Below are 25,017 nucleotides of genomic sequence, written 5' to 3' on the forward strand. Positions count from 1 at the left end.
ACTTGTAATTATGGAAAAAATAAATGAAAGAAAATGAAAATAAAAAATGGTGGACATTATCAGTTGATCAAGTTATTAATGAATTGCAAACAAATCAGCAAGAAGGCTTATCATCGCAAGAAGCTACTCAGCGATTAAAAAAATTTGGTGAAAATACGCTGCCAAAACAAGAAGGCCCTTCGATTTTTTATTTAATTTTACGGCAATTTTCAAGTTTAATTATATGGGTGCTTATTGCGGTAATGATTATAAATATGATTCTATTTCATCATATAGATGCTTTGGCAATTGCAATTATCATTTTATTGAATGCTGCTATTGGTTTTTTCCAAGAATATAGTGCTGAGCGAACGATGGAAGCATTACGTGAATTAACACAACCTGAAGCAATAGTTGTGCGTGATGGTGAAGTTAGACAAATTCCAGCAGTAGAGTTAGTGCCTGGTGATATTGTGCAAATTGAGGCGGGCAATAAAGTGCCTGCTGATGGAAGGATAATACAAGAAGATCGATTGTCGACCCAAGAGGCAGCTTTGACGGGTGAATCCGCGCCTATTTCAAAAAATGCTGACGCCTTATCCGATGCAACGTTATCTGTAGCAGATCAAGAAAATATGTTCTTTATGGGAACTGTTGTGGTACGTGGGAATGGTGTAATGGTGGTAACAAAAACAGGTATGAAAACTGAATTAGGATCCATTGCAACCATGATTAAAGCGCAACCAGAAGAAAAAACGCCACTTGAATTACAAATAAAACAACTGAGTCGTCATTTATTATTATTATCATGTGGTGTGATTATAATTATTTTTTTTCTTGGATTATGGCAAGAAATTAATTGGTTAACAATGTTACTGACTGCGTTAAGTTTAGCCGTTGCCGCAATTCCTGAAGGATTGCCAGCCGTACTTACTATAACACTTGCGATTGGTGTGAGAAAAATGGCTGAACATAATGCACTGATCAGACGATTATCTTCAGTAGAAACATTGGGATCCACTTCGGTTATTTGTGTCGATAAAACAGGTACTTTAACTAAAAATGAAATGATGGTACAAAAAATTTGGGTAAATCAAAAAGGAATTGAAGTCACTGGAAGTGGTTATGAGCCGGAAGGTGATTTTTTAGAAAATGAGCAAAAAATAGATGTGCAAAATTATGAAGAATTAATGCAACTTATGCGTATTGGTGTTTTGTGTAATAACGCTGAGTTGCAATATGAAGATGAACAAAAAGGTTGGGAAATTATTGGTGATCCAACTGAAGGAGCATTATTAGTTCTAGCCCAAAAAGTAGGATTAGAAAAAAACCCATTAGAAGAAGAAAATGCATTAATTAAAGAAATTCCTTTTGAATCAGAACGGCAGCGTATGAGTATAGTTCGTAAAAAAGACGATCAGCAGATATTATATATCAAAGGTGCACCAGGTATTATTGTTGAACGGTCAAAATCAATTTTAATTGATGGCAAAGAAGAATCATTAACCGAAGAATTAAAAGCGACTATTAAAGAAACATATAATGATTTTGCAGATCAAGCATTACGAGTATTGGCGCTCGCATATGCGCTAATATCAACAGACAATATTTCTGCTGATTTAGAGCAAGATTTAATATTTGTTGGGTTGGTGGGCATGATTGATCCACCACGTGAGGAAGCAAAAAAATCAATTGCATTATGTAGTAAAGCTGGTATTCGCACTATAATGATTACCGGTGACCATAAAAGAACCGCAATAGCAATTGCAAAACAATTAGGTTTAATCGATAGTCATTTTATTGCAGTTACTGGTCGGGAATTAAATGAAATGAGTGATGAGCAATTAAAAGAAAAAATTGAGGATATTGTAGTTTATGCACGTGTTTCTGTTAAGCATAAAATACGTATTATCCAAGCATGGAAAGAACGGGGCAATATTGTGGCAATGACTGGAGATGGTGTTAACGATGCACCAGCAATTAAAGCTGCTGATATTGGTATTGCAATGGGGATTACCGGTACTGAGGTGACAAAAGAAGCTTCTGATATGATTATTTTGGATGATAATTTTGCTTCAATTGTCTATGCGGTTAAAGAAGGGCGTGGTATTTACGATAATATTATTAAAGTGGTGAATTACTTAATTTCAACAAATCTTGGAGAAATATTATTTATTTTTTTTAGTATTTTGATTGGTATTATAGTGCCGGGAGGTAAATATTACGTATTATTAACTCCAATACAAATACTCTGGATAAATTTAATTAGTGATGGCTTGCCCGCACTTGCGCTCGCCGCTGACCCATTGACTCCTAAAGTTATGGAACAAAAACCACGTGATCCAGCAAAACCAATTTTAACATTATATTTTATAGTTAGATTAATTATAACCGGAATGATTGTTGCTTTTATTACATTGATTGCGAGTTATTATGGATTAACAAAAAATATTAAAACTGCCCATACTATGGCACTTACCAGTTTAATATTATTGGAATTTGTTCGTATACAAATGATTCGTGCTGAATATAATCTTTCTATTTTTTCTAATTGGTGGTTAATAGCTGCCTTAATTGGATCTTTTACTTTGCAGCTTTTATTAATTTATATTCCAATATTTCAATATATTTTTGGCTTAACAACTTTAGGGTTTATTGAATGGGGAGTAATTTTAGCTTGCGTGCTTAGCGGGTGGATTTTATCTATTTTTGCAAATAAAGTTTTAGAGAAATTTGTACGTAACAAATTTAATTAAAACGCATATTTTAATGAATTGGTCTCATGCCGGTTAAAGTATAAGGGTATTGCATGCCCAATACCCTTAACACAAGGGCACCAACGTTCCGTTGGATCGTTTATCGCGAAAAACTCAGACCATTCATACTGCGGATTAAAATCCTCGTTTTCAGATCTTCAAACAGGTTCGCTTCATGGTATAAATTTTTATAAAATGATTCCGGTAGCTCATCGGGGATCGGAAGACGAAGGTTGTAAAAAGTTGATGCAGCGCATACAGCGTTCGAGTGATTTATAGTTACAAATAATCTATCATGGAAAGGAAATTAAATTATAAAGTTATGATTTTTGTATTTTGCTTTTTGGAACTCTACGATTTAAAATAAGAATAAAAACAATAAAGAGGAGTAGGTAAACGAAATGTATGATCATTTCTTTATGTTCTTTAAAAAGAGTTCCTAACCCAGCATCAAGTGTATAATAAAGAGCTTGCCCGCCATCTAATAATGGAATGGGCATTATATTGAATAGGCCAAGTTCAATATTAATTGCAGCAATAAAAAATAGAATAAAATTCAATCCATGTTGCAAAGCATAAGGTGAAACACTGCCCGAAATACTAACAATAGATGAATTTTGTTTAGGTTTTAATAGTGTTGTTAAAAAATAAAAACTTCGCCGTATCATTGCGATAAAAGTTTTCCATGCATGATACAAAGATGAAAAGAATGATTCCTGATGAGCATAGTTTTGATTTAAGGTTATGCCTAAATAACCAATTTTTTCACCAAATAATGTATGTACATCAAGTTCAATATCAAATTCTTCAATAGTTCCGGAACGATCAATAACGAATGATATTGTTTTTTCAGGATTTTGTTGTACTTTTTTAAAAAATTTTTCAATATCATTTTCTATTAAGACGTTATTTACTCTAATAATTCTATCACCCGTCTTTAGCCCTACTTTTTGAGCAGGAGAATCGGGGGCTACAGTTTTGATTGTTGGTTTTAAATTTGTACGATTAATCAAAAAAAGTATAAATAAAATTATGAGTGCTAATAAAAAATTATTAAAAATTCCCGCAAAAATAATAACCATTTTCTGCCAATATGGTGCTTTTTCTAAGTCTTCCATATCCATGCTTACATAGCCACCTAATGGTAACAACGCAATTTGAAAGGTTGTGCCATTTAATTTTTTTTCAAATAATGCCGGACCAAAACCGATAGAAAATGTTGGCGTATCAATATTAAAGAGCTGACAAGTTGCAAAATGGCCAAATTCATGTATTACAATGATAAAACCAAGGATAAAAATAAAACCAACAATATATGCGATTTTTTTAATATTCAAATTTGATCCTTTTTAAAATATATTAATTTTCTATTAATCATAATAATGCAAACAATATTTACAAATCAATTAAACCTTTGTTACGGTATGATTGCATCCTAAAAAAAGCTTAAGTTAAAAAGGATGAATATGGGATTATTACGAGAAGTTGCCTATGTTAATGTATTGCCGCGCAATATTCAATTTGTTTTAGCAGGCGATATTGGGGGAACGAACAGTAATTTTGGTGTGTGCCAAATTGAAAAAAATAAAATTAATTTATTGCTTTCGATCCATATAAAAAGCAAAGAAATAACCGATTTTCCATTGATAGTAAATCAAGTTATCCATCATTTAAAAAGTAATTATGAAATTCATATATCTCGTGCATGTTTTGCTGCAGCCGGCGTAGTTTCTGAAGATAATTTGTATAGTAAGCCAACGAACTTGCCATTTATAATCGATGCGCGAGAAATAATTGCGCGCACCGATTTAGAATATGCCATAATTATTAATGATTTTGAGGCCGTTGGTTATGGGGTTGATTATATAAGCCCTGAATCATTAATAACTATTAATGAAGGAAGTTCTTATGATCATGCCAATCGTGCAATAATTGGAGCGGGCACAGGATTAGGTAAAGGAGTTTTAGGATGGAATGATTACTCAAAAAAATATATTCCGATACCCTCAGAAGGGGGCCATGCAGATTTTCCAGTATATACGCAGCAAGAGTTTGATCTTATGAGTTTTATAAAAAATAATATTGATCCAAATTTTCCGGTTTCTTGGGAAAATGTACTTTCTGGTGGTGGTATTATTCGACTTTACAATTATTTAGGTACAAAAAATCAATACCAAGAAACGGAATATACCAGAAAAATTAAAGAAAGTGGTGCTAATCCAGATCAAATCTTTAAATATTGGCAAGAAGACCAACGAAGTGCAGAGACCTATAACTGCTATAGTCGTTTTTATGCACGCTGTGCAAAAAATTTTGCATTAGAATCACTAGCGCTTAATGGATTATATATAGCAGGCGGGATCGCCGCGAAAAATTTACCTCTTTTTCAAAGACCTGAATTTATGGCCGAATTTATTAACTGTAAAAAACAACAAGGTGTTTTAGAGAATATTCCAGTAAAGGTAATTGCTGATTATAATGTAAGTCTTTTTGGTGCTGCAGCATTTTTAAAAAGATGAAATAATTGATAATTTTCTAAATTATATCTAAGACAAATAATTCTTTTTTTGTTCATAGCTTTTTAATTAAACTATTTCAATTTTTAGTTATTTTCAAAAAGGAGCATAGTAATGAAAGAAATAAAAATCAATTTTAAAAATACGCTTTTAAATAAAGAATTGATTGAAAAAGAAGGGGAGAGGCTGGATGCAGAAATACAAACAGTTAGAGATCTTCATGCCGGCTATGAAACACCTTATAGTTTTATTAATCTGCCTTTCGATGAACAATATCAAGCAATAATAGAGCAATTAGTATCAGAAAAAAAACAACTAAAGCCAACGCTAATAGTAGTGATTGGTATTGGTGGTTCTAACTTAGGTACTATCGCAATTATCGAAAGTGTTTTAGGAAAATTCTATAATGAAGATCAAAAAAGACCAAAGATTTATTTTGCGGATACGGTAGATACTAATTATATCAATGCCATATATCAATTGTGTGAGCGTGAGCTTGAAAATGATAATACCATTTTAATTAATGCGGTTACTAAATCTGGCACAACAACCGAAACAATAGCTAATTTTGAAGTTTTTCTTAATTTACTTATAAAATATCGCCCGGCTGATTATCAGCAATACGTTGTAGTAACAACCGATCAAGGTTCTTGTCTTGAAGCAATTGCGCAAGAAAAAAAGTTTGCAATATTATCAATACCAAAACAAGTGGGAGGTCGTTATTCTGTTTTTTCTGCTGTAGGATTGTTTGCATTTGTTATGCTTGATATCGATATAAGAAGCTTACTTGCCGGAGCTCGAGATATAACTACGATTTGTATTTCAAAAGAAATAGAAAATAATTATGCCGCTAAAAGTGCCATAATCAAATATCTCCATTATAAAAATGATATTATAATTAATGACTTATTTGTTTTTTCGGTGCAATTAGAATCAATCGGTAAATGGTATCGCCAACTAATGGGTGAAAGTATTGGTAAAGAATTTGATACGGAAAATCAGCGAGTGAATACTGGTATAACACCGACTGTTTCGGTAGGTAGTATCGATTTACACTCAGTAGGACAATTGTATTTAGGTGGTCCGCGCGATAAGTTTATTACTTTTTTAACAATAGAAAAACTCAAGAATGAATTGACATTGCCTACTTTCAAAGAATTTGATAATTGTGTTGCCAACATTCAAGGTAAATCGTTATCATATATACTGGATGCAATAGTTAAGGGGGTCAAAATTGCATATCAAAACGATAATCGTCCTTTTTATTCAATTGAGCTACCTGAATTATCAGCCTATTATGTTGGACAATTATTACAAATGTATATGATTGAAATGGTTTATCTTGGTTATTTACTAAAAGTAAATCCATTTGATCAGCCTAATGTTGAATTGTATAAAAAAGAGACCCGAAAGATTTTGGCGCAATGAAAAATTGTACATTTGTTATCTTAGGTGCTACCGGTGATCTGACAAAAAGAAAACTGATTCCGGCACTTTATAGATTAATTCAAGATAAAAAAATTGATAATTTTTTAATTGTAGGTGCCGCGATTGATCAAGTTGCGGCTGATGAATTTATTGAGCGAGGGCGAGATTTTATTTCAACTATCGATGAGAACATTTGGGCGCAATTAAAAAAAGCTTCTTATTATCAAAAACTTGATTTTAATAAGCCATCGGATTTTATACATTTAACAAAATTTGTTAATCAATTAGAAAAAGAACACAATTTGCCAGGAAATCGTATTGTGTATTTAGCAGTTCCAGCACATTTTTTTTGTGATATTACTGAACAAATTGGCAAATCTGGTTTGGTTAAAACTGCAGGTGAAGATGGTTTAGTTAATGGTGTTTGGCAACGCATTGTATATGAAAAACCATTTGGTGTAAGTCTTCAATCTGCGTGTAAAACTAATGAGTGCATAGTAGATTATTTTAACGAAAACCAAATTTATCGTATTGATCATTACCTAACCAAAGAATTAGTAAGTAGTATTGTTTTAGTGCGTTTTACCAATATGATTTTTGAACCACTTTGGAACAAAAAATATATCGATAATATCCAAATTATTTTAAGTGAGACGCTGGGCGTAGAAGGGCGCGGTCGTTATTATGATAAATATGGTGCTTTAAAAGATGTAGTACAAAATCATATGATGCAATTATTAGCTTTAGTAGCCATGGAACTTCCAGAAGAGATCATTGCTAAGCATGTTCGGGATCAAAAAGCGGCAGTGCTTCAACAAACAAGTTGCGTAGATGGTATTTTAGGTCAATATGAAGGATACCGAAGTGAAAAAGATGTTGCGCGCGATTCAGATACACCAACTTTTGCTGCGCTTAAAATGATGGTTGATACGCCGCGATGGCAAGGAGTTCCTTTTTATTTGAAGACTGGAAAAGCATTATATAAAAAAGATACTTCAATTCATATTAAATTCAAAGAAGTGCCATGCAGTTTGCGCAACCATTGTATTTATACTTCTAACTACCTCACTATTCAAATTTCGCCTGATGCGAGTTTTTCAATACAATTAAATACTAAAAAACCTGGCGCAACTCATGAGGTTACCCCAATCAATTTATATTTCAGTCATAATTACGTTTTTGGTACAACAACACCAGAAGCTTACGAAGTGTTATTTGAGCAAATTATGAATGGTGAACAATCAGTTTCTGTACGGTTTGATGAAATTGAGTATTCTTGGGAGGTTGTAGATAACATAGAAAAAATGAATCTTCCACAATATCAATATAAGCAAGGAAGCAAAGGACCAGAGGAACTGCAAGAATTTGATAAGAAAAATAAGATAGGATGGCGTGCATGAAATTGGGTATTATTGGGCTCGGCAAAATGGGCAAGGCGATTGCATATCGTGTTTTGCAAGCAAATCATGAAGTTATTGGCTACGATCGTGATGAAACAGTTTTGCGTGATGCAGAAAAAATTGGTGTAAGCCCAGCAAAAAACATAGAAGAAATAACAAAACAAACGAATATAATTTGGATAATGGTTCCACCCGGTGATACCGTCGATGCGGTTTTAACTAAATTACATAAATTATTACCCGCTGGTTCAATAATTATTGATGGCGGTAATAGTAAATTTACGCAATCAATTGAAAGAGCTGAAATATGTAAAAAATTAAGCATTCGTTTTTTAGATTGTGGTACTTCCGGTGGGTTACGTGGACAAACAACCGGATTTTCGTTAATGATTGGTGGTGATCATAATGCATATGAAGAAATTAAATCTTTGCTGCAAGCAATTGCGGCACCGAATGGTTATGGATATATGGGTGAATCTGGCACAGGGCATTATGTAAAAATGGTACATAATGGTATTGAATACGCATTAATGCAAGCATACGCTGATGGCTTTAACTTATTAAAAAATGGTCATTTTAAAAATTTAGATTTAGCAAATATCGCTTCAGTTTGGCGAAATGGCTCAGTTATCCGTTCTTGGCTTTTAGAATTAATTCATGAAATTTTAATGAATGATCAAGACTTGAAAGATATTTCTGGAGAGGTTGCTGAAAGTGGCATGGGACGTTGGACGGTTGAAGATGCGCAAGAACATAACATCCCGATACCGCTTATAGAAGATGCACTTGCAATTCGATATTGGTCACAAAAAACGGGAGGCAATTACAGTACAAAAATTGTGGCTTTGTTACGCCATAAATTTGGTGGACATGCGGTAAAAAAGCTTTAAGATAGTCATATTGAATATTAATTATTTTATAGGATTATAATGAAAAAATTTTCTTTACTTGTAGTTTTATTGTTTTTAACTTTATCGTTGCAAAGTTTTGATAGTAAAATAACTTTTGATTTCGAAGCATCGAAAAAAGATATTTTTGAAGAAAAAAAATCAGATGAAGAGCAAGCTGTAGCAGAAAAAATAAAAAATGCTCAAAGAGGAATGTTAAAGCTTATTTTTGAAAAATTTAGAATAAGTGAAAAAGCTAAAAAAAATGGAAATGGTGAACAAGTAGATATTGCTATTGGAGCAGCCCAAAGGATATTTGAAGAAAGTGATGGTCTTTTTAAAGATTTGTGGATCAGGTTTCTTTCAGGAAATATATCATCAGAAAAATTTAATTTAGAACGATTGAAAATACTAGAAAAATTGCCAAGAAATGAAGATTACAAATATACTGACTATGATATGAAAATTTATTTTGGCAAAGGATTGGGTGTTGGTATCGCCGGTGGGGTTTTTGCTTCGCTTATTATTAAGTTGGTTTTATTGTCTTCTTAGTTATTAACTGAATCTTTGAGATAGCCTTTTTTTTGTTTTTTTATATATTGAATTTTTTTTCTTGGCCCATAATAGACTTATAATTCAGAATAATTTTACTGACAAAATCATTAATTAGTGTAGTAAAAAAAGGTTTTAGAGTGTTTTTATTCATGCAAGAAGTTTGATAGAATAAGATAATTGATTATCAATTAAAAATAGGAAGATTATTAATGAAAGTTATTGATATAAGTTGGCCTATTAGTGAGAAAATGACTGAATACAAAGACGGTAAAACAGTAAAGTTAACCCCCGTAAAGAGTATGGAAAATAATGGAGCGCGTGAATATAATTTAAGTATGAGTAATCATACAGGTACGCATGTTGATGCAGCCGCGCATTTTTTAGCCACTGGTCAAACTATTGACCGCATTGAACTTTCTTTGCTTGTGGGCCCATGCCGTGTATTAGATTTAACTTCTGTGGTTGATAAAATTACGCCGCAAGATTTAGAAGGATTTAATATTTCTCAGCATGAGATTATTTTATTAAAAACCACTAATAGTTTTCGAGAAGCTACCGATCGTTTTACTTATAGTTTTGTTTATATTGATAAAGAAGCAGCTGAATATTTAGTTGCTCAAAATATAAAAGCCATAGGCTTCGATTATTTAGGAATCGAACGTAATCAACCAGAGCATGAAACGCATAAAGCCTTTATGCAATTCAATATTCCTATTGTGGAAGGATTACGTTTGGGTGCTGTATCATCAGGAAATTATTTTTTTTGTTGTTTACCGCTTAATTGTACCGGTATCGATTCAGCACCAGCTCGCGCGATATTAATAGAAGATTTATAGTAATTTTATTTTTCTTGCCCAAGCATTTTTTTAGTTAATACCCGCATAATACCAAAAGCAAATTGTTCAGCAGCTTTTGGTCCGGTTGCAGTAACTACTAAATCATCAGTTACAATATCATGATTTTTTTCATAAATAGCGCCATTTCCAACTAAAATTGTTTCGAGTGCATTATCACCATCCCAACCAGTGGCCTTTAATCCTCGTAATGCATCAGCTTTTGCTAAAATGCGGGTTGAGATACAAATAGCGCCATAAGGAATTTTATGCTTTTTTGCTTGCGCAGCGATATGATAGCTTGTTGGGTTATCAAGGCAATCCATTGCACCAGGGCCACCGATAAAAAATACGCCATCATAATCAGTTACATCAAGTTTATCAATAGTTAGATCGACTGGCGTTGTTGATTTATCTTTGGCTATGGCTCCACCTGGTTTATCACTTGCGGTGAAAACACGAATTTTTGATTCTTCTAAAATTCTTTTTGGAACGCCATATTCTATGGGATGATAACCCTCGCTTGCCACAATAAACACCACTTTTTTTCCAGATAAATTAATCGACATTATTTTCCTTTTAAATCAATTTATTATTAATCTGGAGTTTAAGGATTTTTAGGTATGAGTGTCAACATTCTTATATTTTGCCGAATATATTTTTAAATCCTGATTCGATATATTACTTACCATGTTTAATGCATTAAAAAATATATCTTTATAGGGGATTTTTTGATCTATTGATTCAAGGTATATTGATGCGCTAATTGACTGCTTATATTTACCTATTCGTTTAATCGTTGTTTTGTCTGATAAGTTTTTGCGCATTCTGCCAAATGCGGTAAGAAATCTTTTATCTGCAGTACCGCTCCAATATGGGAAATATAAGTTTTTAATTTCAGTAAGTTCGGATAACCTACTAATACAATCAAAAATACGAATCGATGGTTGCATTACAATAAAATGATCAATAGTGCTTTTTCCATACAGTTTATTTAATGTTGGCATTAGAATATATTCAAGCCAAGTTTCTCCAGAAGGCCGTTGTGCCAGATAACCAGGGTCAATAACAATAACATTATTATTTTCATACATAACGGTAACAACACCATTATTGCATTTTAGAGGAACAACATCATTTTTTGGCTTATAGAGCTGTTTTAAAGATATGACAATCATTATAAATAATAGGATCCAATATAAGGTTTTACTGATTTGATTAAATTTATTTTTATGGATGAGTGCAAAAGCAGATAAAAGAATAAAAAAAATGATAAAAAAAGGTGGAATTGCAAAGCTTATAAGCCAAGAAGATGAGCCTTTACAAAGAACAGAAAAAATAAAATTAGATAATGTATTAAGAGCGATAACAATCCATTGATTTGGCAAATAAAAAACTTGAGTGAAAAATAATAAGGAAGCCAAGAATAAAAAAAGCATTAAAAAGGGTCCAAAAAAAATATTACTCATAAGGCCAATAAAAGAAAAAGCCTGTCCCCAATAGATTAAAATCGGTAATGAAATAATGCTTATACAAAGCTGTATTTCAAGAGCACGGATAATCCAGGAAAAATATTTTGATGTATATTGCGTTAATATTTTCATAAAAGAATAAACCTAAAAAAATCCTCAACTATTGCCTTTTTGGTTGAAAGTATACTACGATAACTAATGAGGACGATGCTCATGTAGAGCCCCAAAGGATACGGTGAAACCAATTTGGGATTGTGGGTATTGTCCTCTTCTTCTTAATAAATATAAATAATCTTGTAGGTTTCATAAAAATTTATTCTCAGTTTACTGAAAATAAGAATAAATAGATACCTTTGCCCTATATTCTATTGGAAATTTTAAAATGAATAATGTGGTATTTGCGGCAACCATTGATTTTTTGTTTCAGTTCAAATTAGAATATATGGTAGAGGGCGGATGTTTTTTGATTAGTAAAAGCAGGTCTTTGAATATCATTTTGTAGAAACGTCTGTCCTCGGGTTTAAAGTAAATTTAGGGTAAAAAAAGGAAAAAGTTATGAAAAGTATAAAAAAAAATTTAATTATTTTTACTATTTTTTTCAGTGTTTTTAATATTTCAAATCTTGTATCTTCTCAAAAGCCGACTCGTTTTATGAGAACTAATGGTACGCAATATAGCCCGGGTCCTATTATAGAAAAAGTATCTACAAATGGTGAACAAAATCTCATAGAGCATGCAACCATGATTAAGGGAAATTTGGAAGATGGGAATATTGAAGGTGCTTTAGCTACATTGTCTGAACATAAGGTTACGACTGGTAATGCAAAACTTAACAAAACTTATGATAATATAAAAAAACGTATAGGCATTGTTTTACAAGGTGGCACATTAACTGAAAAACAAATTTCTGATTTGCATAAAGATTTTACTATTTTAGCTGATGCGCATCCTGCTTTTGAAGAGATTCACAATTTAACAAATGCTGCAATATTTAAAAAAGCACATGAATTACACAAAAAAGGCTTGGCTATGTTAAAGACTGGTAATAATAAAGCTGCCATGGAAGTCTTAAATCAAACAAATTCATGGCTTAAATTACTAAGCCCGTATTTTGATAAGCTAGGTGAATCTGAGTTAACTGTTCAAAAAATAATTGAATTAAAAGAATAAATATTCATATTAATAGTGATAAAAAAATATGAAGTTACAAAATACGTTACAAACAATTAAAAATTATTTAAAAAACTTGGGGAAAAGTCCTATGTTGCCTTCAGTTTTAATAAGAAGTGGTGTGCCGATGCGTTCTGATGTCAAATATATAAAAGAAAAGAAAAAAGGTATAATTGGAAAATTTTGGGATCGTATATGGTCCTTTTTTTCCTAAAAAGATATTGGGTTTTTAAAAAAGAGAAAAATGTATAAAAAGCAAAAAAACCCTTGAAACTAAGCGTTATTTTCTATTATGATTAACTATGAAGAGGTAGTTTACACAAATGCATCAAAAATAGAGATTAAGTAATCATAAGGAGATAAAATGAAAAATCTTAAAAAGGCAATTTTACTCGTTGGTCTTGTTAGCATGATGTCAAACTTAAGTTTAGCAGCTGCTATTAGAGCCGGAAATTATAATAATAACGACGATATAGAGATGGATGATGATTTGGATGATGAAGAAGTTGAACTTGAAGAGGAAGTTGAGCTTGAAACAGACACAGATTAAGATGTGTACGCTTTATCTGGGACATTAATTTGTCCCAGAGCTAAATTTTAAAAGGGGTTGGTATATATGAAGATCATGAATTTGATTTTTTTCTTTAGTATATCAATCTCTTTTTTTATTTATCCAATGGCAGAAAATGTAATGATGGGTATGAAATATGAAGCGATGGTTACTCCTCAAGTTTTGTATAATATTGATGCAAACCATCGTGACTTACTAGAGCAAATTATTAGAGAAGCGTATCGAAGAGATACGGGGGAAGGGCGGTTAATCGCCTTAGGAAGAATAGGAATGTTAAATAGTGGTAATCGTGAACTTAATGCTGTTTTCATGAATATGGGTATAAGTTTAACTTTAATTAATAAAGATTCGGTTGGTATTTATCAGCAATTAGTACCCACCGTTAGTCTTATGCAGCAATATTTTAATACCTTGATTAGGCATTCATCAGGTTTGACTCATAAAATTTTTACTCGAATGAATAGGTTATTTCGATCTACTTTGTTTCTTAGAGCATGGGAGCTTTATCAAGAAGCATTATCGCTATTAAGAGTTCCGCAACAGGAACAAACATTGTATATGGAAATGTCTGTACCGCAACAAGCTTTACAATTAATTACTAGAGCACAAGCGCTCTTATTTCACTTAAAAGATACCAGCATTGAAGCGCGTGCACTTTATGACCAGTTAGACACCTATCAACCAGTACCATTTGCACGAGAAGCGCAAGCCATGGCAACAATGATGACAGGTGGTATGATGGAGGGTGGCTAATAAAATAAAAATCATTTTTAATTCCTGAATATTGCGTTATTATTTGAAAACTTTTATGGTAAAACAAAAAGTATGGATGATAATGTTAAGATATATTATTTGTTTACCACTATTTTTTGTCTTTCAATGGATAATTTCTACTGGTCAAACTGATTTGTTGCACCAAAAAGTCCGAAATAATTTTTTTCAAAAACTACCTCCAAATAAGCAAGTATATAATATTGCGCAGCTCATGTTGCGCAAGCAAAAAATGCAACGTTTGCAAAAACGTATAGTTAATATATTTCAGAAAGCTAAACAAGCGGAGTAAGATGAACAATCAACAATTACAAAAATTTTTAGAATATATAGCTTATAATGTACGAGTTTCTTCTATAAAAATGACGACCAAAGCAGGATCAGGACATCCAACTTCAGCACTTTCTGCTGCCGATATTGTGGCAGCATTATTTTTTTATGCAATGCGCTTTGACCCTAAAAATCCAAATAATCCAAATAATGACCGATTTATTCTTTCAAAAGGGCACGCTGCGCCAGTTTTATATGCAATATGGAAAGAATTGGGCTTATTGAGCGAAGAAGATTTAATGACTTATCGGGAAATTGAATCAGTTCTTGAAGGCCATCCCACGCTACGTTTTTCACGTACTGAGGCGGCAACTGGTTCCTTGGGGCAGGGGCTTTCTATTGCTGCTGGTATGGCTTATGTAGCAAAAATGGATAAAAAAGATTTTTATACTTATTGTTTAATTGGTGATATGGAAAGCATGGAAGGTTCTATTTGGGAAGCAACTGAAATAGCAGCCTTTTATAAATTAAATCAACTCATTGGAATTCTTGATTGTAATCGTTTAGGACAAAGTGCACCAACAATTCATGAACATAATGTAAATCGGTATGCCAATAAATTTGATGCATTTGGTTGGCATGTGCTGATTGTGGATGGCCATAATATGCAAGAATTAATGCAAGCTTTAGATCAAGCGAAAACAGTTAAAAATAAACCATCAATTATCATAGCAAAAACTATTAAAGGATATGGCGTTACAAAAGCAGAAGATGAAGAAGGGTTTCATGGCAAGCCATTCAAAAAGGAAAACTTAGATAAGGTTTTAAATAGTTTAGAACAACACTTTAAAGAGGCTGCACATTACACCGGTGGATTTGAATGGAAACCAACATTGCCTGAAATGGATTCAATACCAAAACATAAGCCAATTACTTTACCAGTATCCGATTACAAAAAAGATGATAAACAGCCGACACGTAAGGCTTATGGGCAAGCAATTGCAGCAGTGGGTGATGTAAGCAAGCAAGCTGTAAGTTTGGATGCGGAAGTTAAAAATTCTACTTATGCGGAAATTTTTGAAGAAAAACACCCCGATCGATTTGTGCAGTGTTTTATTGCAGAACAAAATATGATTGGTATGGCAGTTGGCATGGCTAGACTTGGCAAAATTCCATTTGCTTCAACGTTTGGTGCATTTTTCACGCGTGCTTTTGATCAAATAAGAATGGCTGCTATTGGCCAATCACCTTTACGATTAACTGGTTCACATGCCGGTGTTTCGATAGGACAAGATGGCCCTTCTCAGATGGCCCTTGAAGATATTGCCATCATGCGTACGCTACCAGATTCTGTAGTACTTTATCCTAGTGATGCGGTAAGTACTTATAAATTGGTTGAGCTTATGGCAAATCGTAATGATGGGATTACCTATTTACGGACTACTCGAATGGCAACTCCGATTTTATATAAAAATGACGAGCAATTTTCAATAGGCAGTTGTAAAGTGTTGCATCAGAGCGATCATGATGCTGCCTGTGTTATAGGTGCTGGTGTCACCTTGCATGAAGCGTTAAAAGCATATAATCAGTTAAAAATGGAAAATATTTATATTGCAGTGATCGATTTATATTCGATTAAACCACTCGCGCATGAAGTGCTTTTACGGGTTGGAAAACAGGCAAAAAAAAGGATTATTACCGTAGAGGATCATTATCTAGAAGGGGGCATTGGTCAAGCCGTAACCTATGATTTACGGAATGATAACTTAGATATTCAGTGCTTAGCGGTAGAAAAGCTCCCACGGTCTGGTTTGCCAGAAATATTGATGCACTGGGAAAAAATTGATTCAGCTGCTATAATAGAAGCAGTAAAGAAAAAACTATAAATATGGATGGTTTCTATGGGTTATTTTCAAATTGTATCAATTTTTATTCTTTTGTGTTCAATTGGGCTCCATGGCCGAAGTAGTAATGTAATAGAGCATATTCGTGCTACTGAGCATTATTTTAAAAAACAGTTAGGTAAATATAAACGTGAAATTAGTGCTAATATTGGGTTAGTGCTTTCAAAGAATCAAAAACATATTGCTCATGAGGGCGTTCGGGTTGATCAGCTTAATATGAGACATATTGCTTTGGGTAATTTGAATAAAAAACAATTAAAATTAACTGGTTTGCATACTGATCAATTTTGCCCAGAAAAAATTAAAAAAGTTATTATTCCGCCCAATGAAAAAGGTATTTGGTTGGGTCAATGGAAAGATGAAAGATCTAATTTAGCTAAAATTTCAAGTTTTTTCCCTTCATTATGGTCTGCATCAGTAATTGTTGATAACATTATTGAATCATTAGCTCACATTAAAGGGATAAAATTAGTTAGAAATGGTGTACGCATTTTAGGTAAAACAAGCAATGACATTAATATAGAATTGTTTATTAAGCCTGATGGTACTATTCAAACTGCGTTTCCAAGAATTAATCCCAAAAAAATTTAGTGTTAACTGGTAATTTGCCCAATGCCTGTTGATTACCAAGAATTACATGCGCTGCCGTGCGTTGTGCTTCAGGATCATTTTCATAGGCTAAAAGAAGTATGTTTTCTTTCTCAAATAACCGTAAGCTATAAGGGCTTCCAAAAATAGTTATTATTATTTTTTTCCCTTTGTTTTTTAAATCATTAATAAATTGGTGCGTTTTTTCATGAATGCCAAAATTAGTTTTAATATTTTGATTCATACCTAATAGCGCAATAATAATTGTTTTTTTATTATTAATTTTTTGCATAACATAATCGATAGTTTGCTGCGGCATGTCGGTAGAAATATGAAATGAAGGGATATTCATTGCTGATTTTAATATTTTTTCAAATTCGCTCGGAATAGTACCACCAATTTGAATAAGAACCGAATCATCATATTTTTTACTAGCTAGAGGGATCAAATTTTGTTCGTCAGTAACTACGCTGGTAGCATTATTAAAAAGAGCTTGTTTTAATTGATGCGCATAAAATGTGTTAATTACAAGGGTATTTTTGTTATCAACAAAACGCGATGTATGTACATTCATTCTTTCTTTTGCTTTTAATATTTTTAATACCCGTTGATTTAATTCTTCTTCAGATATGACTTTGTCTTCAATGGCTTGTTCTATTAATGCAACTGTTTTTGGTACATCAAGCGGACACAATATAATATCTGCACCAGCCAAAAAAGCCTTAAATTCAGCATAACCGGGTTTGTGATATTTGGTGATTCCCTTCATGCCCATACCATCGGTAACAACAAGGCCTGAAAAGCCAAGTTCTTTTTTGAGTAAATCAGTAACAATTGGATAAGATAAACTTGATGGCAAATAAGGTGTGCTATCTAATGCGGGGATTTTTAAATGAGCAGTCATTATGGCAGCAATACCTGCGTTAATAAGTTGTTTAAATGGATAGAATTCATTTTCATATAATTCTTCACGTGTTTGTAAAACCAGCGGTAATTTTGCATGAGAATCAGTATAAGTATTGCCATGACCTGTAAAATGTTTTCCACATGCTAAAATACCAGCGTCTTGCATACCTTGCATTAAAAGTATGCCATATTGAGCGACACGTTTTTTATCGTCACCAAAAGAACGCATATGGATAATTGGATTTTCAGGATTAGTATTAATATCTATTACGGGCGCAAAATTAATATGCACACCTATTTTTTTACATTGCCGACCAATTTCATAACCAAGATCATATATCAGTGATTCATCTTGAATGGCACCGAGCGTCATATTTCGAGGAAAAGAAATGCCATCATATAATCGCATGCCAAGCCCCCACTCAGCATCTTGTCCAATCAATAAGGGAATGGTACTTATTTTTTGGAAAAGATTCGTTAGCATGATTTGTTGATTAATATTTTGTTTGTATAAAAAAATAAGACCACCAATGTGATATTCTTTAATGAGTTTTTCAATGTAATCATGATTCATTAAATAAGGCGATTCAAGGATTGCTTTTGCAATAGTTTCTTCATGCATATGTAAATTGGCACATGTTGCGACCATAAATAATTGTCCGATTTTTTCACGCAGGCTCATGGTTGTGAGTGTTTTTTCTGCCCATGATTGATTTTGTGCACAAAGCATTGAAGATATAAGAATATTTAAAATAAGAAACCAATAATACTGCATATATACTATCCTTTTTTTTTAAAAGCAATTATCGACTTTTTAAAGATAGCGAATATGGTTTTTCTTGAATAGTTTTTTTATTTTGTCTTTTCTCCAATTGATCAAGAATAGTTGGTAATAAAGATAAAAATTTCTGAAGCATAAACTCGATATGAAAAATATTACGCCCATCAATTTTAATTTGCGCTTGAATAAGTCGTTTAGTTGGCGCAAAAATTCGTTCAGAAAACCAAGGAATATTTTTTTGTTTATCATAAGCATCTTGCATGTCATGAATATCTTTAGAATAAAGACCCTGAGGGTCTAAAACTTGTATGGTATCAAAAGCAGAATATAGAGAAATAATTTGCTGAAATATTGGATCTTCTAAATATTGCTTAGTGCGTTCTTGCACAGGGCATGCAAGCAAAATAAGTTCGCAAATAGTTAAATCATTTTTATTGTTAATTTTAGAAAGAGTTAATGCAACATTTCCTCCGTGGCTATGCGCAATAATTCGGATGAAAGGTTCAAAACCATATTTTTTTTTATAGTTTGTTATTAATTTTTTCAAATCCGCATAAAGATCTTCAGCTGCTTTTTTGCGTGCCTGAAAACTTAATTTGCCTGACCAACCAAAAAGATAGAAAGTTTTTAGCGGGAATCGTTTAGGGTCTGCCTTTGCGAGTATTTGTGCAATTTGATTATGATGATAGCTTTCATCAAGTTCAGTTGCCAAATTCAAACCAGGCTTACAATAAAAAAATTTAGGCAAAAAATAATCCGGAAAAAAGAGTGTACCATGTATCCATACGGTAACAGGTAAAGCTTGTTGCTTTTTTATCTGTTTTTTTTGAATATCGGAATATATGTAAATACCTGCTATAAATAGTAGAGCAAATAGTAATAAGAGGCAATACAACCAATACATTGTTCTTTCCATTAATTTCCCCCTAATGTTTTCTCTAAATATAATTTAATGAAACTTTAAAATTTAGTCAAAATAAAGTAATTATGCTGTTGACAATTGAAAAATATATTCTATTATTTAAACAAATAATTACATTTTGTGGCTCAGCTATTTAATAACAAAGAGAAAGATTTACTGTGATGGAAATAATAATAGGAATAATAATTTTTACGGTATTAAGTATATCGCTATTACTGTTCAAATCTATTTATTTGGTTACGCAAGCAGAAGTTGTGGTTATTGAACGTTTTGGTAAATATAATCGTACACTTGTCCCTGGATTTAATTTAGTTGTGCCATTTGTGGATAACCCTTGCCGTGTTATTTGGACATATCTTATCTCAGATGATAACGGAAAACATTATATCCGTTACTCAAAAGTTATTGAGAAAATAGATTTGCGAGAATCGGTATATGATTTTCCTAAGCAGAATGTGATTACACGTGATAATGTAACCATGGAAATTAATGCGTTGCTTTATTATCAAATTACTGATCCAAAAGCAGCCGTTTATGAAGTATCTAATTTGCCTGAAGCAATTGAAAAGCTAACACAAACGACATTACGTAATGTTATCGGTTCAATGGATTTGGATGAAAGTCTTGTTTCTCGTGATAGTATTAATGAAAAATTACGTGTGATTTTAGATGAGGCAACCGATAAATGGGGCGTAAAAGTTAATCGTGTAGAATTACAAGAAGTTAAGCCACCAGCGGACATCCGTCAAGCTATGGAAAAGCAGATGCGCGCCGAGCGTGATCGACGTGCCATAATTTTAGCGGCAGAAGGAAGTAAGCGCGCTGCAATTTTAGAAGCTGAAGGCATGCAAGAATCTAGTGTTTTGCGAGCTAAAGGTGAAGCGGAAGCACGCATAGTTATTGCGCAAGCGGAAACAAAGGCGGTTGAAATAATTAAAGCAATAATGCCAGAGCAAGATCCATTACCATATTTAATTGCGATGCAATATATTAAAGCATTACCAGAAATGGCTAAAGGTAAGAATGATAAACTCATTGTTGTGCCATATGAGGCTACTTCATTAATTGGATCTTTATCTTCGATTAAAACGATATTTGATAAAATACAATAGAAAAAGGCGCCAATTATGGTGCCTTTTTCTAAATTTGGCTATTATTTTAAAAGATTTGTAAGTGATCTTAAACTGCCAGTAAGTTTTTCTAACTCATTTGATAACGCTTTGAATGCTATCTGTTCGGCTTCTTTGCGCTTGCGTTCTTTTTCTAGTTTTTGCCATAATTCATATTCTGATCTTGTTATCGTTGTTTTTTGGTAAATAAAAAGATAGCCTGTTCCTTCGGTGGCTGATCCAGTAATGTCATTTGGTATATTTTCTCTAGAAATGTTTACCGGAGTTATTACGCTATCATTACACTTATACCATTGTTCATTAGTTTTTACATAGGCCCAATAATGTCCTCCTTTCGCGGTTCCTCCTTGTATAATTACTCCGATAAGTTCATAGTGTTTGTTTTCTGGATCTTTTGGTCTAGTAAACAGAAATTCTGATATATTAATTTTTAAAGGGATATCAATTTTATGAGTTAATTTTTGTGTTTGTGTAGAAGAAATATATTGATATCTTTTTAAGGTAATCTGTAAAATTTCTGGTGAATTGAGTAGTTTGAATTGTTTAGTACAATCAAGTCTGTTTTTGTTTGTAAAAGTATCACGGTAGGGGTCTTGAGGATCAGAGAATTTCTCTTTTTTAAAAAAACTTTCAAGACAAGCCATAAGAGAGGTTAAGGGAATTTCGTCATCGATTACTTCTACTTTTATTGATAAATCTGATTCAGGAGGAAGTCCTTTGGTTGAAGCTGAAAAGCCTTCAATTGCAGGGCACTCAATAATTGGTTTCAGATAAAGTTTAAATAATACTCTAATCGATCTTTGTAGCGCAGTATTTGCCAGAAGATCATTTAAAAGATAAAAGAAAAATTCAGTTGCATCTTCTTGAGCACCACACTTAAATCCTGGAATTTTTTCTGGTGCTTCCTTATCCAATTCGCCTAAAACGGTGTCACACGAAAAAATATGTGGTCTATTTTCTTTTTCAAATTCTTTTATCAATTCTGTGTAAAGATAACTCAGTGATCTGGTACTTGATGAATAAGGATTCGGATTTGCTGTTAAAATGTTTGTAAGAGGGTTAATATTATAAAGAGCTTGAATTGAAGCATTTAAAAAGCAAGTATTGCCACAATTTGCTAAACCAGGAGGCTGTGGTTTTAATTGAATAAAGCTAATTATAAAAATAATAAATAATATTTTTTTCATTGTACTATTTCCTTTTTTTTATTTCATCTGTTCTTTTCCAAGCAAAAGCATATAAAAAATAAATCTTTGAAAGCAATTATTGTGATGTCTCTGTTTTATTTCTTTGTATATTTAATCAAGAAAGTTGTTAATATTTTAAATAAAAAGAATTTTGGCAGAGATTAAAAAGCGTAATTTATCGAAAAAGACTCAGTTTAACTATGAGAAGAAAAATTTGACTATTTTTTTGGAGGCTGCCTTAATTGAATGGAGGAAAATATGGAGGTTTCTAGAACTGGAGGTTCTTAGAAGTTTAAAGCAGCCCCCCTTCTTCCTAGCAAGCTAGGATCTATATCTAAGATACCATAAAAGTTTCAAATTGCAAATATTTCCTCCTGTCAAAATTAATTATTTTTCTGATCTGGTATTAGGCTGATTATAAGGCCAGATGAGTTTTCAGGGTTTGCTTCATGTTTAACATGATATCCAGCAAAACCGCTTAATGGATATGTTTGGATAGAAAGTAAGCCAATTGCTTGCTGCCAAGTCCAGGTTTTATCTTTTTTGGTAATAGGGGTAGGGGTAGCTATTTGTTTCGTTCCAGGTTCAAGTATCACCGGCCCATATTTTAGGGGAATTCTTCCACGTCTTATGAGAGTTCCTAGTTTTTTAATTTTTCCGGAAGGACAATTAAATTCAATAACAATTTTGATTGGTTTATCAGTCTTATTTTTAATAAGAGGTCGCATAAAGGATCCTGGCTCCTCCGCAATGAGCGGTATAACATTTAAGAAAGAAAAAAAAGTGAAAATTAAGAATATTATCAGCATTATCATGTCCTTTTGAGTTAGGTTTTTTTCTAGGGACTATAATATGATTTGGTAATTGAGTAAATATTTTTTTATTATTCGTATAATTCTTTTCGAGTTAATTGAATTGCATTGTTCATTAATTTAATCACGTCTTTAGTTTCTAATGGCGTTGTTTCCAACGAAAAATCCCATTGTTCATTGCTCGTTTTTTGGGGTTCTTCCAATCGAGAATAGCGATTAAACCAGATACCATCATGATGCTGCCATAGGTTTTTTATTTTTGAAAAATCAGTATCTTTTTGTAGTTTTGAAAAAAGTAAAACCGGCATGTGATAAAGATAGATTTGATTTTTTTTAAGCCATTGATAATGGGCATAAAAATTATTATTAAAAGTGGCTAAAATAAGCGGTTCTTGTGCCGAGCTAAGCCCAGCCATGATGCCTTTATACAACCATGAGTGGGGTAGTGTAATATTATAAGCAGCAATAAGTGCAGTAGGTAGTTTGTTATTAATATGATTTTTAATTTTTTTGCCGATATTTTTTGCTTCTTGTTTTAAAACTCCAAAATAATTTTGCAATTGATTATGCTCAATTAAATACTTAACCCGATCGTTAACTTTGTTAAGTTTAGCCAAGTTTGGATTATTGTCTGCTATATAAAATTTTTGCCAAGCAAGATCAGAAAAATCCATTAAATTAGTATATTGGCCAGTTTGATTTTGCGCATGATACATTTCAAAGTCTAAGAAAATGCCAGCAAGCGGCAGATTATTACTGATGTTATGTTGCCATTCTTCGTAAAAACGATCAAAAACTTCAATAACCTCTTTTTGCCAGTAATTTTCAAAATCTAATGGACTTGGGACTTTAGTATAATTTTTACCATACATATCTTTTGTGCTTTCTACAGGAGCCTTGGTGCCAAAATTACCTGAGATTTCCATGCCAATAAAAACATGAGGAAGTGGTAATTTTAATTCAATCGATTTTTGTTTGAGTGCAGCAGTAAATCGAAAAATACTTTCAAGAAATTCTTTTTTTTGTTCAGAGGTTTTAAAAGCATTATCGCTGAAATATATTTCCGGGTTAAGTTGTAGCCAGAGCATGTTTAATCCCGATTTTAACAATCTTTCAGCTACTTCATTCTCTTTGCCATTAAATGGGTCTATTGCCATCCAACCGCATGCAATACCTTCTTTTTCAATCCAATAATATTTTGGGAATACTGTTTGTTTTCGTTCTTGTTGAGCACGTTTTTTTTCTGCCAGACTGAATTCTGGAGTCAATTTTTTTGGGAATACTGTTTTATTTTTATGTGATCCAGTAAGAGTATGAAATATTGCAAAAACTTCTTGCAAACCAGAAAGTAATGCTAGTCTTAATTGAAAATCTACCGGGTTAAGAGTAAAGTTTTCGGCAATATCGGCGAAGGTTAGGTATTGTGCGCTCGTAATAATAAAATCATTACCAGTAGCAAGATTTTTAGTATGAAAACCAAGTGGATATAAAGGTGAAATTTTTGGATATGCTTCAAAAATACTACGATCTGGCAATGGTTTAATTATATTGTTTTTAACTTTTTTATTGTGAAGAATATTGAGCAGTGTGTTTTTATTTTCTCGTTCCATTAATAAGGCTGTATCATAGCGATAACTTTTGCTTGCACCAGAATAAAGTAGGTGTGTGAGTAATTCTTTGGTAGATTGATCTAAAGGAGAAGTACTAAATACGCCCATTTTCTTTAAAATTTTCTGTACATACGAAAGTCCAATAGCAACATGATTGCCAACTGATGGTAATGCAATCATAATAACTTTATTCTTTTGATTTTTGATTATTTCAAAAACTTGATATATCTGTTTTAACAATGGACTTCTTATTTTATGTTTTTGTGCAAGTTCTCGTGATGTAGCACTTAAAAAAGCCGGATCAAGAATTAAAAGTATTGCTTGAGCATGTTCAATATCGTCTTTTGATACTGCAGTGATATGACGAAAATCGGGCAAAAAACCTACTGACTGCGCTAAAACATGAGTATTGCGATAAACATAAGGATGATTAAGTGCAGAATCAATAATGAGAAGTTTTTCATCCGCAGATAAGCAATGATAATTAAATAAAGAGCCAATAAAGCTAATAACTAATATTTTTGAAAAATTCATAACAACCGACTAAAAGAATTATAAACAATTTACTA

Annotated in this window: 23 protein-coding genes; 15 read left to right on the top strand and 8 right to left on the bottom strand. The window is 32.5% G+C overall.

Annotated elements, in window-relative coordinates; all coding sequences use genetic code 11:
* Positions 1-23 precede the first annotated feature (23 nt).
* Positions 24-2,735, top strand: coding sequence for a cation-translocating P-type ATPase (locus WDZ41_00750; protein MEX0939869.1), 2,712 nt, complete (start codon positions 24-26; stop codon positions 2,733-2,735).
* Positions 2,736-3,055: 320 nt separating this feature from the next.
* On the opposite strand, the gene WDZ41_00755 is transcribed toward WDZ41_00750, so the two are convergent.
* Positions 3,056-4,072 (bottom strand): M50 family metallopeptidase, encoded by a 1,017-nt coding sequence (locus tag WDZ41_00755; protein MEX0939870.1) that lies wholly within the window; start codon positions 4,070-4,072, stop codon positions 3,056-3,058.
* Between the two features lie 129 nt (positions 4,073-4,201).
* On the opposite strand from WDZ41_00755, the gene WDZ41_00760 reads away from it, so the two are divergent.
* The 6 genes from WDZ41_00760 to WDZ41_00785 all read left to right on the top strand — a co-directional run bounded on the left by WDZ41_00760 (position 4,202) and on the right by WDZ41_00785 (position 10,357).
* Positions 4,202-5,254, top strand: coding sequence for a glucokinase (locus tag WDZ41_00760; protein MEX0939871.1), 1,053 nt, complete (start codon positions 4,202-4,204; stop codon positions 5,252-5,254).
* 111 nt (positions 5,255-5,365) lie between these two features.
* The gene (locus tag WDZ41_00765) at positions 5,366-6,679 is read left to right on the top strand and encodes a hypothetical protein (GenBank protein ID MEX0939872.1); all 1,314 of its coding nucleotides are present in this window, start codon (positions 5,366-5,368) and stop codon (positions 6,677-6,679) included.
* Positions 6,676-8,079: a glucose-6-phosphate dehydrogenase gene (zwf, locus tag WDZ41_00770; protein MEX0939873.1), complete on the top strand. Its 1,404-nt coding sequence runs from the start codon at positions 6,676-6,678 to the stop codon at positions 8,077-8,079. Before WDZ41_00765 ends, zwf begins: the two co-directional genes overlap by 4 nt.
* Positions 8,076-8,969: a decarboxylating 6-phosphogluconate dehydrogenase gene (gnd, locus tag WDZ41_00775; protein ID MEX0939874.1), complete on the top strand. Its 894-nt coding sequence runs from the start codon at positions 8,076-8,078 to the stop codon at positions 8,967-8,969. Before zwf ends, gnd begins: the two co-directional genes overlap by 4 nt.
* Positions 8,970-9,008: 39 nt before the next feature.
* The gene (locus WDZ41_00780) at positions 9,009-9,518 is read left to right on the top strand and encodes a hypothetical protein (protein ID MEX0939875.1); all 510 of its coding nucleotides are present in this window, start codon (positions 9,009-9,011) and stop codon (positions 9,516-9,518) included.
* 212 nt (positions 9,519-9,730) lie between these two features.
* Entirely contained in the window at positions 9,731-10,357 is a 627-nt protein-coding gene (locus WDZ41_00785; GenBank protein MEX0939876.1) for a cyclase family protein, read from the top strand.
* A gap of 5 nt (positions 10,358-10,362) precedes the next feature.
* Here WDZ41_00785 and WDZ41_00790 read toward each other — a convergent pair whose 3' ends face one another.
* A complete protein-coding gene (locus WDZ41_00790; protein MEX0939877.1) occupies positions 10,363-10,923 on the bottom strand; it encodes a DJ-1/PfpI family protein in 561 nt (186 codons plus the stop codon).
* 48 nt (positions 10,924-10,971) lie between these two features.
* On the bottom strand, positions 10,972-11,958 hold the full coding sequence (locus WDZ41_00795; GenBank protein MEX0939878.1) for a hypothetical protein: 987 nt from the start codon (positions 11,956-11,958) through the stop codon (positions 10,972-10,974).
* Positions 11,959-12,381: 423 nt separating this feature from the next.
* On the opposite strand from WDZ41_00795, the gene WDZ41_00800 reads away from it, so the two are divergent.
* From WDZ41_00800 to WDZ41_00830, 7 genes are all read left to right on the top strand, one after another.
* Positions 12,382-12,996 carry a hypothetical protein gene (locus tag WDZ41_00800; GenBank protein MEX0939879.1) on the top strand — a complete coding sequence of 205 codons (615 nt, stop codon included), beginning with the start codon at positions 12,382-12,384 and terminating at the stop codon, positions 12,994-12,996.
* 28 nt (positions 12,997-13,024) lie between these two features.
* A complete protein-coding gene (locus tag WDZ41_00805; GenBank protein ID MEX0939880.1) occupies positions 13,025-13,210 on the top strand; it encodes a hypothetical protein in 186 nt (61 codons plus the stop codon).
* Positions 13,211-13,360: 150 nt separating this feature from the next.
* Positions 13,361-13,546 carry a hypothetical protein gene (locus tag WDZ41_00810; protein MEX0939881.1) on the top strand — a complete coding sequence of 62 codons (186 nt, stop codon included), beginning with the start codon at positions 13,361-13,363 and terminating at the stop codon, positions 13,544-13,546.
* A 66-nt stretch (positions 13,547-13,612) separates the two neighbouring features.
* Positions 13,613-14,320 carry a hypothetical protein gene (locus tag WDZ41_00815; GenBank protein ID MEX0939882.1) on the top strand — a complete coding sequence of 236 codons (708 nt, stop codon included), beginning with the start codon at positions 13,613-13,615 and terminating at the stop codon, positions 14,318-14,320.
* Between the two features lie 82 nt (positions 14,321-14,402).
* Positions 14,403-14,630: a hypothetical protein gene (locus tag WDZ41_00820; protein MEX0939883.1), complete on the top strand. Its 228-nt coding sequence runs from the start codon at positions 14,403-14,405 to the stop codon at positions 14,628-14,630.
* Position 14,631: 1 nt separating this feature from the next.
* Positions 14,632-16,494 carry a transketolase gene (locus tag WDZ41_00825; GenBank protein MEX0939884.1) on the top strand — a complete coding sequence of 621 codons (1,863 nt, stop codon included), beginning with the start codon at positions 14,632-14,634 and terminating at the stop codon, positions 16,492-16,494.
* A gap of 15 nt (positions 16,495-16,509) precedes the next feature.
* The gene (locus WDZ41_00830) at positions 16,510-17,103 is read left to right on the top strand and encodes an EndoU domain-containing protein (GenBank protein ID MEX0939885.1); all 594 of its coding nucleotides are present in this window, start codon (positions 16,510-16,512) and stop codon (positions 17,101-17,103) included.
* On the opposite strand, the gene WDZ41_00835 is transcribed toward WDZ41_00830, so the two are convergent.
* Both WDZ41_00835 and WDZ41_00840 read right to left on the bottom strand, forming a co-directional pair.
* Complete coding sequence (locus WDZ41_00835) at positions 17,084-18,781, bottom strand: glycoside hydrolase family 3 N-terminal domain-containing protein (protein MEX0939886.1); 1,698 nt, start codon at positions 18,779-18,781, stop codon at positions 17,084-17,086. The genes WDZ41_00830 and WDZ41_00835 overlap by 20 nt on opposite strands.
* A 28-nt stretch (positions 18,782-18,809) precedes the next feature.
* Complete coding sequence (locus tag WDZ41_00840) at positions 18,810-19,703, bottom strand: hypothetical protein (GenBank protein ID MEX0939887.1); 894 nt, start codon at positions 19,701-19,703, stop codon at positions 18,810-18,812.
* A gap of 167 nt (positions 19,704-19,870) precedes the next feature.
* On the opposite strand from WDZ41_00840, the gene WDZ41_00845 reads away from it, so the two are divergent.
* Positions 19,871-20,821 carry an SPFH domain-containing protein gene (locus WDZ41_00845; protein MEX0939888.1) on the top strand — a complete coding sequence of 317 codons (951 nt, stop codon included), beginning with the start codon at positions 19,871-19,873 and terminating at the stop codon, positions 20,819-20,821.
* 41 nt (positions 20,822-20,862) lie between these two features.
* Here the strand turns inward: WDZ41_00845 and WDZ41_00850 are convergent, their stop codons facing one another.
* The 3 genes from WDZ41_00850 to WDZ41_00860 all read right to left on the bottom strand — a co-directional run bounded on the left by WDZ41_00850 (position 20,863) and on the right by WDZ41_00860 (position 24,982).
* Positions 20,863-22,026 carry a ubiquitin carboxyl-terminal hydrolase family protein gene (locus tag WDZ41_00850; protein MEX0939889.1) on the bottom strand — a complete coding sequence of 388 codons (1,164 nt, stop codon included), beginning with the start codon at positions 22,024-22,026 and terminating at the stop codon, positions 20,863-20,865.
* Positions 22,027-22,409: 383 nt separating this feature from the next.
* Positions 22,410-22,835: a hypothetical protein gene (locus WDZ41_00855; GenBank protein ID MEX0939890.1), complete on the bottom strand. Its 426-nt coding sequence runs from the start codon at positions 22,833-22,835 to the stop codon at positions 22,410-22,412.
* Between the two features lie 74 nt (positions 22,836-22,909).
* A complete protein-coding gene (locus tag WDZ41_00860; GenBank protein ID MEX0939891.1) occupies positions 22,910-24,982 on the bottom strand; it encodes a hypothetical protein in 2,073 nt (690 codons plus the stop codon).
* Between the last annotated feature and the right edge of the window lie 35 nt (positions 24,983-25,017).

It is taken from the genome of Candidatus Babeliales bacterium (assembly GCA_040879965.1).
GTDB lineage: Bacteria > Babelota > Babeliae > Babelales > JACPOV01 > JBBDJI01.